The organism is Bartonella sp. MR90HLJMH (genome assembly GCF_042194115.1).
Lineage (GTDB): Bacteria > Pseudomonadota > Alphaproteobacteria > Rhizobiales > Rhizobiaceae > Bartonella > Bartonella grahamii.
On record NZ_JBHIMM010000001.1, the window covers coordinates 15425 to 33302 of the forward strand.

Annotated in this window: 20 protein-coding genes and 1 pseudogene; 7 read left to right on the top strand and 14 right to left on the bottom strand. The window is 38.5% G+C overall.

Features of this window, described 5'->3' with window-relative positions; all coding sequences use genetic code 11:
* Nucleotides 1-17 precede the first annotated feature (17 nt).
* Entirely contained in the window at nucleotides 18-290 is a 273-nt protein-coding gene (locus ACFIJ9_RS00075; protein WP_375635298.1) for a BolA family protein, read from the bottom strand.
* A 124-nt stretch (nucleotides 291-414) separates the two neighbouring features.
* On the opposite strand from ACFIJ9_RS00075, the gene ACFIJ9_RS00080 reads away from it, so the two are divergent.
* The 3 genes from ACFIJ9_RS00080 (at nucleotide 415) to cobT (ending at nucleotide 4124) form a co-directional block, all read left to right on the top strand.
* On the top strand, nucleotides 415-1035 hold the full coding sequence (locus ACFIJ9_RS00080) for a J domain-containing protein (protein WP_375635299.1): 621 nt from the start codon (nucleotides 415-417) through the stop codon (nucleotides 1033-1035).
* Nucleotides 1036-1233: 198 nt separating this feature from the next.
* On the top strand, nucleotides 1234-2214 hold the full coding sequence (gene cobS / locus ACFIJ9_RS00085) for a cobaltochelatase subunit CobS (RefSeq protein WP_375635300.1): 981 nt from the start codon (nucleotides 1234-1236) through the stop codon (nucleotides 2212-2214).
* A gap of 14 nt (nucleotides 2215-2228) precedes the next feature.
* Nucleotides 2229-4124: a cobaltochelatase subunit CobT gene (gene cobT, locus ACFIJ9_RS00090; protein WP_375635301.1), complete on the top strand. Its 1896-nt coding sequence runs from the start codon at nucleotides 2229-2231 to the stop codon at nucleotides 4122-4124.
* A gap of 50 nt (nucleotides 4125-4174) precedes the next feature.
* Here cobT and ACFIJ9_RS00095 read toward each other — a convergent pair.
* From ACFIJ9_RS00095 to rpmB, 8 genes and pseudogenes are all read right to left on the bottom strand, one after another.
* Nucleotides 4175-4711 (bottom strand): annotated as a pseudogene (locus ACFIJ9_RS00095) (HaeIII family restriction endonuclease).
* The gene (locus tag ACFIJ9_RS00100) at nucleotides 4698-4910 is read right to left on the bottom strand and encodes a HaeIII family restriction endonuclease (RefSeq protein WP_375635461.1); all 213 of its coding nucleotides are present in this window, start codon (nucleotides 4908-4910) and stop codon (nucleotides 4698-4700) included. The pseudogene ACFIJ9_RS00095 and the gene ACFIJ9_RS00100 overlap by 14 nt, the downstream one beginning before the upstream one ends.
* 11 nt (nucleotides 4911-4921) lie before the next feature.
* The gene (locus tag ACFIJ9_RS00105) at nucleotides 4922-5071 is read right to left on the bottom strand and encodes a hypothetical protein (RefSeq protein WP_375635302.1); all 150 of its coding nucleotides are present in this window, start codon (nucleotides 5069-5071) and stop codon (nucleotides 4922-4924) included.
* An 8-nt stretch (nucleotides 5072-5079) separates the two neighbouring features.
* Nucleotides 5080-5520, bottom strand: a complete 441-nt coding sequence (locus ACFIJ9_RS00110; RefSeq protein WP_375635303.1) for a DNA adenine methylase — start codon at nucleotides 5518-5520, stop codon at nucleotides 5080-5082.
* A gap of 109 nt (nucleotides 5521-5629) precedes the next feature.
* The gene (locus ACFIJ9_RS00115) at nucleotides 5630-5932 is read right to left on the bottom strand and encodes a DNA adenine methylase (protein WP_375635304.1); all 303 of its coding nucleotides are present in this window, start codon (nucleotides 5930-5932) and stop codon (nucleotides 5630-5632) included.
* A 41-nt stretch (nucleotides 5933-5973) separates the two neighbouring features.
* Nucleotides 5974-6153 carry a transposase gene (locus ACFIJ9_RS00120; RefSeq protein ID WP_375635462.1) on the bottom strand — a complete coding sequence of 60 codons (180 nt, stop codon included), beginning with the start codon at nucleotides 6151-6153 and terminating at the stop codon, nucleotides 5974-5976.
* Between the two features lie 337 nt (nucleotides 6154-6490).
* Complete coding sequence (locus ACFIJ9_RS00125; RefSeq protein WP_375635305.1) at nucleotides 6491-7174, bottom strand: VUT family protein; 684 nt, start codon at nucleotides 7172-7174, stop codon at nucleotides 6491-6493.
* A 119-nt stretch (nucleotides 7175-7293) separates the two neighbouring features.
* Nucleotides 7294-7611: a 50S ribosomal protein L28 gene (gene rpmB / locus ACFIJ9_RS00130; RefSeq protein ID WP_015857048.1), complete on the bottom strand. Its 318-nt coding sequence runs from the start codon at nucleotides 7609-7611 to the stop codon at nucleotides 7294-7296.
* A gap of 297 nt (nucleotides 7612-7908) precedes the next feature.
* On the opposite strand from rpmB, the gene ACFIJ9_RS00135 reads away from it, so the two are divergent.
* The 3 genes from ACFIJ9_RS00135 to ACFIJ9_RS00145 all read left to right on the top strand — a co-directional run bounded on the left by ACFIJ9_RS00135 (nucleotide 7909) and on the right by ACFIJ9_RS00145 (nucleotide 11540).
* Complete coding sequence (locus ACFIJ9_RS00135) at nucleotides 7909-8691, top strand: SURF1 family protein (protein ID WP_375635306.1); 783 nt, start codon at nucleotides 7909-7911, stop codon at nucleotides 8689-8691.
* Nucleotides 8692-9418: 727 nt separating this feature from the next.
* Nucleotides 9419-11038 (top strand): bifunctional phosphoribosylaminoimidazolecarboxamide formyltransferase/IMP cyclohydrolase, encoded by a 1620-nt coding sequence (gene purH / locus ACFIJ9_RS00140; protein ID WP_375635307.1) that lies wholly within the window; start codon nucleotides 9419-9421, stop codon nucleotides 11036-11038.
* Between the two features lie 349 nt (nucleotides 11039-11387).
* The gene (locus tag ACFIJ9_RS00145; RefSeq protein ID WP_375635308.1) at nucleotides 11388-11540 is read left to right on the top strand and encodes a DUF1127 domain-containing protein; all 153 of its coding nucleotides are present in this window, start codon (nucleotides 11388-11390) and stop codon (nucleotides 11538-11540) included.
* A gap of 911 nt (nucleotides 11541-12451) precedes the next feature.
* Here the strand turns inward: ACFIJ9_RS00145 and ACFIJ9_RS00150 are convergent.
* The 3 genes from ACFIJ9_RS00150 to htpX all read right to left on the bottom strand — a co-directional run bounded on the left by ACFIJ9_RS00150 (nucleotide 12452) and on the right by htpX (nucleotide 16720).
* A complete protein-coding gene (locus ACFIJ9_RS00150; protein WP_273787605.1) occupies nucleotides 12452-14197 on the bottom strand; it encodes a heparinase II/III family protein in 1746 nt (581 codons plus the stop codon).
* 64 nt (nucleotides 14198-14261) lie between these two features.
* Nucleotides 14262-15626 carry an RsmB/NOP family class I SAM-dependent RNA methyltransferase gene (locus ACFIJ9_RS00155; protein WP_375628103.1) on the bottom strand — a complete coding sequence of 455 codons (1365 nt, stop codon included), beginning with the start codon at nucleotides 15624-15626 and terminating at the stop codon, nucleotides 14262-14264.
* 47 nt (nucleotides 15627-15673) lie between these two features.
* Entirely contained in the window at nucleotides 15674-16720 is a 1047-nt protein-coding gene (gene htpX, locus ACFIJ9_RS00160) for a zinc metalloprotease HtpX (RefSeq protein ID WP_273787603.1), read from the bottom strand.
* Nucleotides 16721-16803: 83 nt separating this feature from the next.
* On the opposite strand from htpX, the gene ACFIJ9_RS00165 reads away from it, so the two are divergent.
* Nucleotides 16804-17019, top strand: coding sequence for a DUF1674 domain-containing protein (locus ACFIJ9_RS00165; protein WP_015857055.1), 216 nt, complete (start codon nucleotides 16804-16806; stop codon nucleotides 17017-17019).
* A gap of 136 nt (nucleotides 17020-17155) precedes the next feature.
* Here the strand turns inward: ACFIJ9_RS00165 and rpsP are convergent, their stop codons facing one another.
* Together rpsP and ACFIJ9_RS00175 are read right to left on the bottom strand one after the other, a co-directional pair.
* The gene (rpsP, locus tag ACFIJ9_RS00170; RefSeq protein WP_273787601.1) at nucleotides 17156-17530 is read right to left on the bottom strand and encodes a 30S ribosomal protein S16; all 375 of its coding nucleotides are present in this window, start codon (nucleotides 17528-17530) and stop codon (nucleotides 17156-17158) included.
* 16 nt (nucleotides 17531-17546) lie between these two features.
* Nucleotides 17547-17876, bottom strand: coding sequence for a chorismate mutase (locus ACFIJ9_RS00175; RefSeq protein WP_273787741.1), 330 nt, complete (start codon nucleotides 17874-17876; stop codon nucleotides 17547-17549).
* Nucleotides 17877-17878: the final 2 nt, after the last annotated feature.

The window sequence follows — 17878 nt, forward strand, 5'->3', positions numbered from 1 at the left end:
ACGTCTCATCAAAAAAATTAGAGTGTTTCAACCTCAAGTGCCAAGGCATGGACACAAGTAGCTAACTCTTTTTGTAAAACTTTATAAATCGCTCGATGTATTTCTACGCGTGTCATATTGGAAAAAGAAGAAGATAAAATTTTCACTCGAAAATGTGTTTCTCCTTTACCATCAAAAGCATGTTCATTGTGAGGATGCCCCTCATGAAGATGACTTTCGTTAATCACTTCAAGCTTTTGCGGATGAAAAGCATCCTGAAGCTTTCTCTTGATTATTGTTTCTATAAACATTTTTCATTCCTCAAACAAAATGAACGTGCAAAAATACACCTTTTTCATAATAAAATAAGTGTGAAAACAAATTTTTCAAAAGTCAATTCTTGTAAAATTAATCAATTTTGCATAAACCAAGAGTATGACAATAACATCTAAATTATTCGATTCAATTCGCATAAGCTCAAATAAAAAACAAAAAGCTGAGCCAGAAGCGCAACAGTGTCAGTGGGAAGGTTGTGAAAAAACAGGGTCCCATAAAGCACCAGCAGGTCGAAATCACGAAGGACAATATTTATATTTTTGTATTGAACACGTACGCGCCTATAATAAAAATTTTAATTACTTCTCTGGTCTTAGCAATAAAGATATCGCAAAATTTCAAAAGGATGCTCTCACAGGACATCGTCCGACATGGCCTACAGATCTGAGCAATGGTACATCGAAAAAAACAGCCGCTAATTATGCAAAGATTCGCTCTGGAACAGCTGCCTATCAAAATCGCATGCGCGATCCCTTCACGCTTTTTACTGAGCGGCATTCAACCAATAATTTCTCACGAAAATTAAAGCCCTTAGAAGCAAAAGCTTTTGATACACTGGGACTACAGGCAAACGCTTCAGCAGAAGACATCAAAATGAAATATAAAGAGTTGGTAAAAAAGCACCATCCTGATTCCAATGGTGGTAATCGTGCTTCAGAAGAGCGCTTTCGTGATGTTTTACATGCTTATAATTTGCTAAAAAAATCTGGTTTGTGCTAAAAACATGTACTTATATGAGCCTATTTTCATTTAGACCATCATTATTTGCGCAAGATATTATTTTTTTGCAAAACATTATAGAATACGTAAAAATCTTCCTTCACATCTAAGGCTTTCATTATAGAGCATTGCATAAATGCTCTAACTCTTGTATCGTTTTCTAATGAATAAATAGCGTCCCTCCCTTCTAAAAACACAATGACAAATCTTACCGTTGAAAATTTGCCCGATATTACACTTTGTGCTCGCGATCTATTTCATATTGAAACAGATATGGAAATCCCTGCTTTTAGCACAAAAAGTTCCCATGTTCCTGATATCGATCCTGATTATCTTTTTGATCAGCAAACAACTTTAGCGATTCTCGCAGGTTTTACCTTTAACCGTCGTGTAATGGTTTCTGGCTATCACGGTACAGGGAAATCAACGCATATTGAACAAGTTGCTGCACGTCTCAACTGGCCTTGTCTTCGCATTAATCTCGATAGTCATGTAAGTCGTATCGATCTTGTAGGAAAAGACGCTATCGTTTTAAAAGATGGTTTACAAATCACTGAATTTAAAGAAGGCATTTTGCCATGGGCTTATCAAAATAATATTGCTCTTGTTTTCGACGAATATGACGCGGGGCGTCCCGATGTTATGTTTGTTATCCAACGCGTTCTTGAAACTTCTGGAAAACTAAGCTTACTTGATCAAAGCCGTGTCATCTCTCCACATCCAGCCTTTCGTCTTTTTGCAACAGCAAACACCATTGGTCTTGGTGATACAACCGGTCTCTATCATGGTACCCAACAGATCAATCAAGCTCAAATGGACCGCTGGTCTATTGTTACGATACTCAATTATTTACCCCATGATAAAGAGGTTGATATCATTTGTTCAAAGGTCAAATCTTTTCAAACGGCTGAGGGGAAAAAGACAATTTCACAAATGGTTTATGTTGCTGATATGGTACGCCAATCTTTTATCAATGGAGATCTTTCAACTGTCATGAGTCCACGTACCGTTATTACTTGGGCAGAAAATACAACAATTTTTCAAGATGTCGGCTTTGCCTTCCGATTAACCTTTCTCAATAAATGTGATGAACTCGAACGTGCCACTGTTGCAGAATTTTATCAACGCGCCTTTGGACAAGAGCTTCCCGAATCACTCATTCATGGTGTTTCGCCTTAAGGAATTTGTCACTCATGGCTACCAATATTGGCGACAACAAAAATCCGGTAAAGGACTCTTCCAACAACACTCTTAATGCTGAAGCTTTTAAAAAAGCACTTTCCACCTGTATGCGTGCAATTGCAGGCACAAACAACCTTGAAGTTTCCTTCAGTCATAACCGACCATCTTTAAGCGAAAGTTGTGCACGTTTACCAGAATTACCTCAATACGCAACGAATAAAGACATCACCATTACTCGCGGATTAGGTGATTCCATGGCTCTACGCAAAGCATGGCATGATAACCGTATTCACATGCAATTTGCTCCACTAGAATCAGAAGCACGTGCTGTCTTTGATGCCCTCGAACAAACACGTGTTGAAGCAATTGGCACTTTAGCCATGGAGGGACTTGCAAAAAATCTTGATATCATGCTCGCCGATAAATACAAAAGAGCCCATTATGATAAAATTAGCAACCAAAGTGAAGCCCCCATCCAAGAAGCGATTGCACTTTTATTACGTGAAAAAGTAACAAAGCGCACAGCTCCAAGAGAAGCAGGTCCTGTCTTAGAATTGTGGCGTCAAGAACTCGAACAAAAAGCAGCGGCAGAACTCAATGAGCTCCCACATCATATTTACAACCAACAAGCTTTTGCGCAGATTGTTCGCCAAATGCTTGTTACACTCAAAATGACAGTGCAACAAGCTGAAGCTTCTAACAGTAAAAACAATAAAAAATTAAAAAACGAATGTGCACCTCAAGACCAAGCAGAAGAAGAGAGTAAAAACAAAAAACACGCTCAAAGTGAAGAACAAACCAGCACTGAACAAGAAAGTGATGTGCAAGACGACGGAAAAACACAAGCGACACAATCAAACAACAATGATCAAGCTGACGGCGAGCAAAAAAATGGACCTTGGCAAGAAAAGCCGAGCAGACCCAAACACCTTTTTTCCGATTCGGAACAAATGGAAAGACTTGGCAATTATAAAATCTTCACCCATCAATTTGATGAAATTTTGGAAGCAACAGATTTTTGTTCTGAAAACGAGTTAGATCACTTACGCCGTTATCTTGATAAGCAAATCAATCATCTTCAAAACATCGTTGGACGTTTAGCAAACCGTCTCCAGCGCCGCTTGATGGCGCAACAAAATCGCAACTGGAACTTTGACCTTGAAGAAGGATATCTTGATACAGCACGGCTTCCACGTCTAATTATTGACCCCATGCAACCCCTTTCTTTTAAAATGGAAAGCAACACCCAATTTCGGGACACGGTTGTTTCACTCCTCATTGATAATTCGGGCTCAATGCGCGGACGCCCCATTAGCGTTGCCGCAAGTTGTGCTGATATTTTGGCACAAACTCTTGAACGTTGTGGTGTCAAAGTTGAAATTTTAGGTTTTACCACTAAAACTTGGAAAGGAGGAAAATCGCGCGAACAATGGCTTACCCAAAACAAACTCCATAATCCTGGACGCCTTAATGATTTATGCCATATCATCTATAAAAGTGCTGATACCCCATGGCGTCGCGCACGACGCAATTTAGGTTTGATGATGCAAGAAGGATTATTAAAAGAAAATATCGACGGAGAAGCTTTAATTTGGGCTCATCAACGCCTTTTATCGCGGCGTGAACAACGTCGCATCCTCATGGTCATTTCTGATGGTGCTCCTGTTGATGATTCGACACTATCGGTCAACGCCAGCAATTATCTAGAAAAACACTTACGCGCAGTGATTCAAGAAATTCAAACACATTCCCCCATCGAACTCATTGCCATTGGAATTGGTCATGATGTCACACGTTATTATCAGCGTGCTGTAACAATTATGAATGCTGAAGAACTCGCCGACGCCATAACAAAACAATTAGAAATACTTTTTAGTGATAAAATGCCTCATATTCATAAGAAATAAACCTAACTTGAAACAGCCAACAGTTACATCTTAAAAAATTATTTCTATCATTAAACCATCGGAATTTGATGACTAACAACCTGGGAAGATAATTCCACAAATTGAACATCAAACTTTAAAGAAGTTTCTACTTTACTGGATGCATTATGAATTCTAAAAGAAATGCTCTAACCATCTTCAAAAATTATAATGAGTTTGTTTTTACTTTCTGGTTTTAGTGCAACTGATAAAATTTTGCTTGGAATTTTCCATTTACGATCATATCCCAGAGTGCCATTTAAATTAAAAGACTGAATAATAACCCGTTTTTGTTTAGATCTTGTATCTATCATAATCTTATAAAAATCATAAGAACCTATAACATACTAAAACAATAGCTTCACAAATTTATCTTGATAATCTAAACAAAGCCTTTAAAGTTCTTTAGAAAAAGCTTCCAGGATTGGAAGATAAACTCTTCTGTCTTTATCCTCTATATATCTAAAAAACATCTTCTTATCTCTGAGCTCTGCTAAATAATCAAAAATAGGTCTAACTTCATTGAAATAAAGGCTGCTACAGGGGGTAACCTGTCTATTCTTTACCAAAATCTATTTTACCGGAAAGGTGAGGATGTTTGATAGCGCTATGATTATGTTTTGCAGAAATACCAATGTGATTTTCAGGAACTTTTAAAATAATATCACGGACATCTCCTTTGATCCCAACAAAATCTTCCTGAAGAACAATAGTTTTCGTGTTTCTAATATTTTTATCATGTAACTGTAAGAAAACAACTGCTTCAATAGAAGCAAGATTTAAAAGCCTTTTTCAGTATCATTAAATAAATTATAAAAAGACTCGACTATTTGAAAGGACGAGTTAAACTCTATAGAAGCCTTTGTTGCTTTTTTAAAACCCATAGCCAAAGCATATTCAAAGGCTTTTCCATTTTCTACCTGATTCATGCAATTTCCTAAAGATCCTTACTTAAAGTTACGAGTTCATTTGATTTTTTATTGTTTCCCATACCGTCAGTCCATTCAGGGTTAAGTATTGTATGTCCTTTATAAAGTTCTCTAACTTCCACACAATCATTATAAGATAAAACCCATCCTTGACGCTTTCTTAAAAGTTCAGCAAGAGATTGATGATCAAAAGAATTATGTTTATCGCCTTTTTGACCATAAAGTTTTTGATTAATAAGATATGGAGGATCACAATAAAGAAAATCGTTAAAGTGTTTAGGAATACTTTCTGTAAAATCTCTATGTTCCACTGTGAAATTTTCAATCTTAAAATCTTTAAGCCGTTCAATAGAACGATAATTGAATCGAAGATGTCTTGGAGACATACCGCCAGAAAGTGTTGTTCCTGAAAAAGAAGAGCGATTAAGAGTAAGAAAAAACGACAGCAATTTCTAATTGATTTTTAATATTCCCAAAAGTTTTTTGGAGATTATAAAACATTACGGGAGTCATATCTTCATATTCTCTCACTTTTTCTGCAAGAGCTAAAGCATCTCTCTAAAGCATCTGCCAAAAAATAACAAGCGGCTTAAAAGCATCATAAGCATAAACCTTTGTTCCTCTTTTTGCTAAGGTTAATTCAATTGCCCCTCCTCCTACAAAAGAAGAACATAAAGTTTTTTGTTTCCTTATATAGTTATTAATAATCATAGGAACAGCACGACTTTTCCCTCCCGGATAACGAAGAGGTGATTTTACAATAGGCAACTCCCTAGTCTCTCTCTGTTTTTTCGAGGAAGTTAATACCAAATTATCCAATAAAGCCTTTGTATGATCTCTTTGATTTATCATTTTGTTCATATTATCAGCTCCAAGTATCGCATTTTCTAACCTACAATTATCTAAAATAAATACTTGAAGCGTTTGCCAAATTCTACAGAGATCGCATTATAACGAATTGTAAATTCATTAACATATCTGCACAAACATTTGTTACTAAAATAATGATAAATAGCAGTATAGCCAAATTTTAAAACTGTCAAAAAGGACTTGATACCATTGGTATTTATTTTTCTATTTATATACTACCCAAATGTATATCGAAATGTTTTTTCCTATATAAGAACCAAGTTTCTTATAGCTCAAATAATCATAAGTAAGACATCAAAATTCTTAACAAGACATTTTTTGGCCTTTATAAGAGCTTTATTACCTGTTTTTAATACTGATAAGATGCTCTTATCTCATACTGAATCAGTCAAAAATATCTCCTTACACATCATAAGCATAGATGATGTATGGATAAATACAACTTGAGAAAAGAAGCAAAATCCCTTTTTTGAATCCACTCAAATTCTATTCTTAGAAGACATAACGCACAACCTTTTCTTCTTTAGCAAAACAAAAGGACAAAGATCATTATTTGTTACAAACAAAAGAAGAATCATCCTTTGAATGACTTTGATAAAGAGGAAGCTTTACAATATTAAGAATTGTTCCATAGGGAATCAACATAAACAGGCTCATAACAATTTTTACCGAAAAATCACCAAAAGCAAGCGAGAGCCAAACTGGCATGCCTACCCCTCCCAAAACAGTACTCTCCACCAGTGAACTATCAGCATAGCCTGTTATCTTATCAAGAACAGTAAAAGAGCTAGAAAAAGCAAGAGCAAAAAACAGTACTGTATCCAAAGCCGAACCAACCAACGCTGCTGCTAAAGGTGCTTTCCACCATGTTTTACGTCGCAAAGGAGTAAAAACAACAATATCAATGAGTTGCCCAAATAAAAATGCAAAACTAGAAGCAAGTGCAAGCCGTGGTGTCGCCAATATCCAAGAAACAAAGACACCCGCAAAAAAACCAGCATAAACCACACGCCGCGCAGCAGATGGACCATAAAAACGATTGGTCAAATCATTGATCAGAAAAGCAAATGGATAGGTAAAAGCCCCATAAGTCAACAGCTCATTTAAATCAAACCAGTAGACAGGATATTGAACAAAAATATTAGAAGCAGTGACAGCAAGGCACATTGCTAAAATAGAAAAAACAATGTACCTCTTCTTTTGCTGTTCTCGTAAAGGACTGCTTGAGGGCATTTTTTTTAACCTATGATACGGAACCAATAAAATTAAACGATCAACCTGAAAAAACTTAACTTCTAGAACAGAAAACCGGAATAAAAGCGTCAATAAACCAAAAAGAATGGCGCTAATAATTACGCTGCTTGTTCAGCCTTTTGCTCACCTTCTTGCTCAGCTTTTTTCTTAATGATTTGTCGTTTTAGCAAACGCGCACGTTGCGACAACTCTTTATCATCTGCTTTGACCAAAAAAGCATCAAGGCCACCACGATGCTCAACAGAACGCAATGCACTTGCTGAAATGCGCAAGCGATAACTTTGCTGTAACACTTCTGAAATCAATGTCACATTGCAAAGATTTGGTAAAAAACGACGCCGAGTCTTATTATTCGCATGGCTAACATTATTACCATACAGAACCGTCTTCCCTGTCAATTCACATGCACGAGACATAAACTTCACCCTTAAACTCTAAGAAACTTTCAAATCCCCATACCCAAAGGACACAATGAACGCAAAACACGCACAATGCAACCTTGAACGGGCATCATTGGGAAGTCTCTTTCTAATAGGGGGTCGACAACAAAAGGTCAAGTCTTTTATAAAACCTTTTTCATATCTTACTGGCTCATTCTTCATCTTTTTCCTCAATAAGGCGTGCAAATTCCACCAAAAAGCGTACAAAATGTTTTTTTTAAATACATACCATGTTAGAATAAAAACTTATTGTCCCGAAAGGAAGCATAAATCATGAGCAAAAAAGAGCCCCCCATGACAAAGCTTCAGGAAGATTCTTGCCGTTTTTCTTCTTTTTTGTTTGGAACTTTATGTATTTGTTTTTTTCTTCTCTTCAGTGCATTAGGTATATGGCAAGTACAACGGTTGAACTGGAAAACAAATCTCATCACCAGTGCCAATCAGCGCATTCATTTGCCCCCCATAAAAGCCCCCCCAAAAAATCAATGGTCAGATGTTACTTTTGAAAAAAACGAATATCAACCTGTTGTTACCACAGGAAAATTTTTAACAGATAAAAATATTTTAGTCACTGCTGCCGCTCAAAATACTACAGGCTATTGGGTTTTGACTCCTTTACAAACTGCTGATAATACACTGATCTTTATCAACCGTGGCTTTATCCCTATGGATGAACGTAACAATTTTCGAAACTCAGAGCAATCGCATACCAATGCCTCATCTCAGCGAAATTCTACCACGGACACAGAACAAACAACGATTATAGGTTTATTACGCATGAGTGAAAAAAATGGATTTTTCCCGCGTAAAAATAATCCTGATAAAAATTTATGGTATACACGCGATCTCCCCGCTATGGCACAAAAACTTGGTTTGTCCACTGTTGCCCCTTATTTCATTGATGCCAGCAAAACATCTCCACAAGCAAACCTTCCTGTCGTTGGTCTTACGATTGTACATTTTCGAAATAATCATCTCGTTTATGCAATCACGTGGTTTATTTTAGCTGCTGGTGTGTTAGGAGCTTTTCTTTTTCTGCTACGGCAAAAAAACTAAAAAAAGACCTCTTCCATCTCAAGTAACAAAAATTTTTAGAATCTTGGAAACTGATAAAGAGAATAAAAGCTACCAATTTGCGCCTTTGTTAAATAAAGATCATAGGCATACAATGGACTTTATACCATCCACAAAGGATTTACGCGATACTCTTCAAAAAACCATCATAAAACGAGGGCTTTAACAGGTTAATTCATTAAAAATTGTAATGCACAAAAATGTGAAGCAATGCATTATCTCCACTCTTAAAAAAATTCACTCTAAAACATTATCATAAACGCTTTTGAAAAACATACAGCCAAATTTAAAATGATAGGAAAGATAGACACTCATTTTTACCTTTATAATTTTATATTCTTGCTTCGTTAGGTTGTTTCCCATTTCAGAGATTACTCCAATTGATATACGCAATACTTTCGCCTTCATCTAGCATAAAAGCTAATATAGCAGAGAACATACGGATGCGTTTTTTGTTTCAAAACTGCTATGAAGATAAAATATTGAGTTATAAGCAACAAAAAAACATTTAATGTCTCAATGAGACTTTATACACCCACCACCACACCCCAAATGAGAGTGTTTTTACAGGATAATAGAAAAAGGTGAGGCATCCCATATTCTAAAAAGACAGTTTATCCTTTCAGTGTATTTTGCTAAAGGCTTATGCTATAAATCTATAAGCGTGTTTTACTAGAATTTTAACTCTTTCATTTTTAAGGCTTCTGTTATGGGTGTTATTGCCAAAAATTTTCCCATACCTGATCTTCATCGGGTTCGTCGTGTTCTCTTTTCTGTGTCTGATAAAACGGGTGTGGCTGCTTTTGCACAAGCCCTTCATGCTACTTACAATGTTGAATTGATTTCAACAGGGGGAACAGCCAAAACCCTCATAGCAGCTGGTTTACCCGTAAAAGATGTTGCTGAAGTTACCGGATTTCCTGAGATAATGGATGGGCGTGTAAAAACACTCCATCCTTTGATTCATGGTGCTTTGTTAGGGGTAAGAGAAGATCCTAGCCATAGGGAAGCTATGGAAAAGAACAGCATTCATGGAATTGATCTTTTGGTGGTGAATCTTTATCCGTTTGAAGAGACGATCTTATCGGGAGCCGATGGGCAAACGATTCTTGAAAATATTGATATCGGTGGACCGGCGATGATTCGCGCCGCGGCAAAAAATTATGCTTATACTGGTGTTGTAACAGCGATAAAAGATTATGATTCGATTCTAGCTGAATTAAAACAGCATAATGGATGTTTAAGCTTATCTATGCGTCATCAGCTAGCAATGCGCGCTTATGCACACACCGCCGCTTATGATACGGCAATAGCATCGTGGTTTGCACGGGATTTAAAAATTGAAATTCCATCGTGGCAGAGTTTTTCTGGTCATCTTGAGAATGTTATGCGCTATGGGGAAAATCCACATCAACAGGCAGCATTTTATCGCAATAATGGAAAACGTTTTGGTATTGCAACAGCAAAACTTTTACAAGGCAAAGCGCTTTCTTATAACAATCTGAATGATACAGATGCAGCCTTTGAGCTTGTGGCAGAATTTGATCCGCAAAAAACCGCTGCTGTCGCTCTTATTAAACATGCCAATCCTTGTGGTGTTGCGGAAGGAGAAAATTTGAAAGAAGCTTATTTGAAAGCTCTTATGTGTGATAATGTATCGGCATTTGGTGGAATTGTTGCTTTAAATCAAACCCTTGATGAGGAATGTGCTGAAGAGATTGTTAAAATTTTCACAGAAGTGATTATTGCTCCTGATGCCACAATGGCGGCACGTGAAATTATTGCCAAGAAAAAAAATCTTCGTTTGCTCATTACAGGTGGAGTTCCTGATCCACGCTGTGGAGGACTTCTTGCGAAAACACTTGCAGGAGGCATTTTAGTGCAATCGCGTGATAACGTGGTGGTTGATGATCTTAAATTGCAAGTAGTGACAAAGCGTGCACCAACTCAAGATGAAATGCGTGATCTTCAGTTTGCTTTTCGTGTAGCAAAACACGTTAAATCAAATGCTATTGTATACGCGAAAAATAGCGCAACAGTTGGAATTGGAGCCGGACAAATGAGCCGCATCGATTCAGCAAAAATTGCTGCAAGTAAAGCAGCAGAAAGTGCGCAAAGAGCAGGCTTAACAGAAACTCTCACAAAAGGATCGGTTGTTGCATCAGATGCATTTTTTCCTTTTGCAGATGGTTTATTAGCAGCAGCTGAAGCAGGAGCAACAGCAGTTATTCAACCAGGAGGCTCCATGCGTGATGAAGAAGTTATCACGGCTGCTGATGCGCAGGGTTTAGCGATGGTTTTCACAGGAACACGACACTTCCGCCATTAATAATTTTGCTGATTCTCTCTATTATATGAGACAAATGTTTCAAGGAATTTTTCATAATCATCGTATGACTATTGATCACTATTGAAATGGAAGCAGTTATTCAATCCAAAGAATCTACTCGTGAAGACGTTTATCACCACAGAAAATGCACATAATTTAACCATTATTTAGGGATAAGATATTGTTGTTGTTAATACTTTAATGGCTTCCCTTTCACATGAGCAAAATGTTAAAGGGATATTATCTTGTATGTAGATGCATACCTGTTATGATATTATAACACAACTCTTTTTAGTAATATGCTCTATTCTTAAACCAAAGAGTGAAATGAAAAGTTTGAGTAGAGGATATGAATATTCTACGTTTTTATAGTAATTGGCGCCGTTATCGTCGAACAGTTAATGCATTAAGGTGTCTTTCAACATATGAACTCAGCGATCTTGGAATTTGTCGCGGTGATATTAATTTGATTGCACGACGTTATTCGCGTAAATCTTTATAAACGTTGTTTGAAGCATTTGAGAGAGTGCTTTGCTGTGAAAAAACGTGCATTTTGTGGCTTGTTATTATGACTTCATTTATAATAACAAAGAGCAGAAGGGTTGTTTTTCTCGGACGTTGCTATGTGTTGTTTCTTGAATTCTCAGTGCTTCTATGATGTAAAACATTTGATTTATAATGATAATTTAGCGTTATTCATATTGAATTAGAACCCCGAATACCGTAAGATTCTCCCATTTAAAATCTATGTATGTTGAATACAAAAACCATTCGCTTGCACGTTACAAGCGGGGGATCCTGTGTGGATAAAAACTATTAAGAAAAGGCTAAAAATGCCTCTTATGAATCATCTCTAGTGCCAAGAGCTGTTACAAAAATTGGGCACTAATAAATAGTGTGATGATGCTAAATTGCTCCTTGCGTAAAGATGGGGTGCTTCATGGATTTACCGTTATACCCATCACAGACATCATCACGAAATAGGCTTGGAAGTATTAAGGGATTTTTCTTTAATATACGTCCGTGAATACGCAATAAATAGCGCTCTGTTTTTCGTGAGGGAGCGTAACCCTATTAATGCAACTCTCTCAGAGATAAATATTAATCCCAACAGCACACTTAAGAACTTATCGAAGATAAGCAACAGCTTTATTTTCTCTCCACATCTTTAAAGAATGAAGATCCTTAACCAGTACTCATCTATCAACAGTGGTCTGTCAAAAACTCTTTTTTCGGGAGCCAATCCCTCTTAGCATCACCTCATGAGATTCTATGAGCAAACCTTGCCTAAAAACATCCAACCTATACTCTAATAAAATGCTTCATGTATAAAATTTATATGATCTTCAAATTTTGAGAATATTACCACAATAAACGATGATGTTTTGCGACACGAAGATAAAACGCAATATACTATGGGTTGGAATAATGTTCTGATTTTTTATCAAACGCTTTACGGATAAAACGCCAACGAACTTTTTCCTGAAATGCAGGACGAAAATATAAAACAATCTGTTGTGTCCGCTGTGGACCTGTTAATTCTGCAAAATCAATCGAATCTTCAAGACAAATATCTGCGTCAGGCGATACAAAATACCATACTTGTTCGCTCTTCACGTTCTCGTTCTTTACAGCTAAACACACACGTTTGCCATCATAGTTAACTTCAACTTGTGGATGAAGATGAAACCGAACAGCAACATGATCTTGTTCATTTTGCACACTCTTGTGTCTCTTTCCCCCTTTATTTGGCATAAAAAAGCGATCAAAACCTTCGATCATATCTCCATTTGTTGCCAAAATAAGACCACGCTCATGAATAAGATTAAAGGGTCGCACATAACCATTATGACTCGCAATAAAACCCGTCTTCTCTGAATCCTCTATACGGCGCACTTGAACATCCGTTGGTCCATCAAACAAAAATGGCGCGCCATTTTTCTTTTTCTGATAAAAAGCACCCACTGAACAATCATTAAGCGTAGCTGTTGAATGTGCTGCAGTAACACGCCCTAAATGTCGATAATCTTCCCGACCATCAGGATTAACACCAGTATTGATAATAAAACGGTGCCCTTGTGAAGACATTTCAAAAGACAAACATCCCGAACAAGCCTGCTGTGCTACAAAGCGGGGTGGAAACTTTCCTGTATCTGCAAGCACTGTTGTTTGATTGGCTTTTAAGCGCTGAAATCCTGAATAACGGGCATAACTAAAAGGATGCCCTCCTGTTTCATCAAGCTCCAAAAGGGACGATAACCGTTCCGACACAAGGGGACCAACCCCATTAAAATGAGCCAACGTTTGATCCTCATGGATAAAGAATCGTAAAGCTGGCAACATACGCTCAACAGAATCAATCAAAATACGTGGTGCTGTTTCATTGCTACGCATAAAAAGATGCCGTAACGACAATAAATCCGATAACAAATTCAGCAAAATAACAGGACTACGAGAAATATGCCCACCATCAACTAGGATTTGACGGGAAAGCTCTTTTATAAGTGTGGTTTGTACCTTTTTTTTCACTGCCACAGAAACAGGCAAAGCAAGAGATGCGAACGTCAAAGCCGCTGCTGCTTGTAAACGTCGGTCATCATGCTCCATACTGCAAATTGTTACGCGCAAATAACGAAATTGCAAACCAAGCGCACGTAAAAAGCGTTTTTCAAACCGCTCACTTGCTCCTTCTAACAACATTTTCGAGTGACAAATCCATGAAATCAAGCGCCGCGCCACAACAGGACCACTCCAAGCAAGCCCTTTTACCTTCTTGCCAGCATGGTCAAACCAATCTTCTAAAAGAGAACGTGCGTGTGCAGAAGCTAAATCACTTCCTGCTGCCTCCATATGGCGCAACCAATGAAAATCATGTAGAGCTGCTTCCCATTCTAGCGTTGGTGGAACCAATGCAAACGGCGAAACAGCACCAGAATGAACAATGTGACCAGCAAAAGCAAAACGACCATGATAAAATTCATGCGCCATCATAGGATCAGCCACATGCAAATCCATGGGATGCGCTAAAATTTTATGAGGACGAAACCCTGAAAACCGCCAACGAAACAATGGTCCAACCCATAAACGCCGCATAACATTCTGTATCGTATCGATACAGGCTGCCACTTTTACCTGAGGAGCTTTTACCGCAACCGCCAAAATTTCATCTCCATTTATGCTGATTCAAATACAATTTCGACCATTTTTGTAAATGAAGCGTTAATTAAGCAATTTTTCGTAAGCGTGCAGCAAAAAAACCATCCATTCCTAAAAATGCGGTTTTCTCAGCATCAAAATTTTTATGACAAAAATCCGCAGGCGTTGTACGTAACATCCCCCCACAAAGCAAATGTGCCAGTGCTCCCATTTCCTCTGGATAAATAGGTTCTAAAACAATGTCATTGCGTGTCGATAAAATTTTTTCAATAAGATCTTCACCTTCTTCTCTTGCCAATGAACAATTGGAAAAAATAATCCGTCCCCCCACCTTTACCAAGGAAATTGCTGCGACAAGTAAATCATTTTGCAACGCCGCTAACTTGACAATATCATCCCTCGATTTCGTCCATAAAATATCTGGATGACGACGGATCGTTCCAGTAGAAGAACAAGGAGCATCGAGAAGAACCGCATCAAAAAGCTGTGTGGGATGGAAATTTCTCACATCGCCCTGCCAAATGTGAACTGAAAAATGAAGCCGTTCCATATTTTCTTTTAAACGCTTTACGCGGTTAGCAGAAAGCTCAATTGCTGTCACCTGCGCTCCTTGTAAAGCCAATTGTGCTGTTTTTCCCCCAGGGCTCGCACAAAGGTCAGCAACTCGTTTACCCCGAAGTGTTCCTAATAAACAAGCAGGCAACGCTGCAGCAAAATCTTGAACCCACCAAGTTCCTTCACTATAGCCTGGTAAATCAGAAACAGAACACTCCAGACGATTCAATCGAACAGAACCATTGGGCAACACCACACCACCAAGCCTTTCAGCCCATCCAACACTATCAGATTTCACTGTCAAATCAAAAGGGGGTTCCACACTTTGAATTGCTATAATCTGATGCGCCTTTTCTGTTCCATAAGCTGACATTAAAAGCTGTCTAAACCACGCTGGCACACCTTCAATGGAAGGAATTTGTTGGCGTAAAGACACCGCCTCACGTGCAATATTGCGTAAAAGAGCATTCACCACCCCTGAAAAACGGCGCATTCGAGGGTCAAGTTTCGCCACACGCACAGCTAAATCAATAGCCGCATGATCTGGAATATCAAGATAAAGAATTTGTGCAACACTGATATGCAAAAGATGCTGGAGTGAAAGTGCTTGTGAAGGCAAAGGACGCGCTAAAAGGCGTGAGAGAGCTGCCGTAATCTGCCCTCGATGACGCAATGAAGCTGTTAAAATAGCCCGACATAACAAACGATCTCGTTGTGAAAGCTTTAAATATTGTGGATGTCCGTGTTCATTATCCGTCAAACCAGACAAAGGCGTGTGCTTATCAACTACCGCCCCCAAAAGACGCACACACACCTGCCGAACAGCTAATCCTGGAACATTTTTTTCAGACACATGCCCCGCTTTTTTGTGTTTCAAAACACCACCTTTATATCACTGTTTCCTTAAAAACTCCCTCAATAACTCTATGAACGAGATCTTTTTGAATTTTCATAACGAAGCCAAGAAGGACGTTTTGTAACACGCTGAAAAGAACTGTTTTCTTGCTCACCTAATGCATGAGCCTGACCACTATGAAAATCTCCATAGTTCATCCCGTTGCTTTTTTCATGTATAGTGTCTTCTTTATTCCATCCCACACTTTTGGCAAGAGCTCCTTTCATCTCTTCTGCTTGCTGATAAAGAGCAGCAATACGATTTGCAGTTGCTGGATGTGTAGAAAAAAGACTATCCGCTCCCTCACCGCTCAAAGGATTAATAATAAACAGATGCGCAGTTGCTGGATTATGCTCTGCTTCTTCATTATATACTCCACGTCCCCCATCAGCAATCTTACGCAATGCCGAAGCCAACCATAAAGGATTACCACATATTTCAGCCCCTCTCCGATCCGCAGCATATTCACGCGTACGACTAATCGCCATTTGCACCAGCATCGCTGCAAAAGGTGCCACAAGCAGTGCAATAAATCCTCCAATTGCCCCAGCGCCATGAGAATCTTCTGAAGAGTTACGCGGTCCTCCCATAAAGAAAGCAAAATTACCAAGCATTGAAATTGCCCCTGCAATCGTTGCTGTTAGAGTCATTGTTAAGGTATCACGATGCTCAATGTGTGCGAGCTCATGCGCCATAACGCCGGCAATTTCCTCTGAACTCAACCGCTCTAACAATCCAGTACTTGCAGCAACAGCAGCATTTTGCGGATTACGTCCCGTCGCAAAAGCATTTGGCTGTGCATTCTCAATAACATAAACCTTTGGTTGAGGAAGAGAAGCCCTTTGCGCTAAATCGCTTACAATCTTATAATAAACTGGTGCTGAATGCTGATCAACTTCACGCGCCCCGTACATGCGTAAAACGATTTTATCCGAATTCCAATAAGAAAAAAAGTTTAAACCACTTGCCATCAAAAGAGCAATGACCATGCCACCGCCCCCTCCAACAAGATAACCAACTCCCATAAAGAGAGCAGTTAAAAAAGCCAAAAGCATGGCTGTACGCATTATATTCATTACTCAAAAAACTCCATGATAAAAGTCAATCAATATTATATGATGGTGTTTTCTTTCTGCTTCTTCAATGGAATAGGTGTAAAATGAATAAAAAAGATGAGAATACAAGCAAAAAAAATGCAACTGTCGTTAAACAGCAATCTCTTTCTCCCGCAGCACAACGCGCCCTTAAAGAAGCTGAAGAAAGGCGAAAAAGCGCAGCAAAAAAAGAACAACCTTTAGAAAACGGCGGACGCGGCGGAAAAGACCCTTCCCGCTATGGAGACTGGGAAATTAAAGGCCGCGCTATTGACTTTTAAAACCATTGATTTTTAAAAAACCAGCGCTGTTTAAACAAGCAGCTTTTTAAAGAAAATCCGTTTTTGATAGACAAAAACGGATAATATTTATTTTTCTAAAGCTTTTAAAGACACGTTGATTAAACAATCATGCTTCTCATGCTGAAGCAGATTCTGCTTCAGCCGCTGCCGCTGCTTCTTCTGCCGCTTGCTTTGCCGCTGCTATACGTTCTTGTGCTTTTTTACCCGGTTCACCTTTATGTGGATTATTACGGGTTGGACGCTTTTTCAAGCCAGCTGCATCTAAAAACCGTAAAACGCGATCTGTTGGTTGAGCCCCTTGTCCAAGCCAATATTGGATACGTTCTTCATTAAGTTTTACCCTCGGTCCATCTTTAGGCAACATTGGATCCCATGCACCAACACGTTCAAGAAACCGCCCATCGCGCGGACTACGAACATCTGCAACGACGATATGATAGTAAGGACGTTTTTTTGAACCTCCACGGGACAAACGAATTTTCAATGCCATATTTTATCTCCTATTGTCAGCTCTGGCTTTCGTTTAAATTAACTTTTTTTGTTTTTTGCTCTTCAGCAATAACTTCATGATGACGCACAACTTCTTTAATAATAAATTTTAAAAATCTTTCAGCAAAATCAGGATCAAGATGACTATCTATAGCCAATTGCCGCAAACGCTCTACCTGATATTGCTCACGCAGAGGATCTACTTTAGGCAAATCATAACGCGCTTTTAAGCGCCCAACAGCTTTCGTACAACGAAAACGCTCTGCTAAGATATGAATCAAAGTTGCATCAAAATTATCAATAGATGCTCGTAAATGTGCCAATTCGTTTAATACTGTTTCCTGCATCA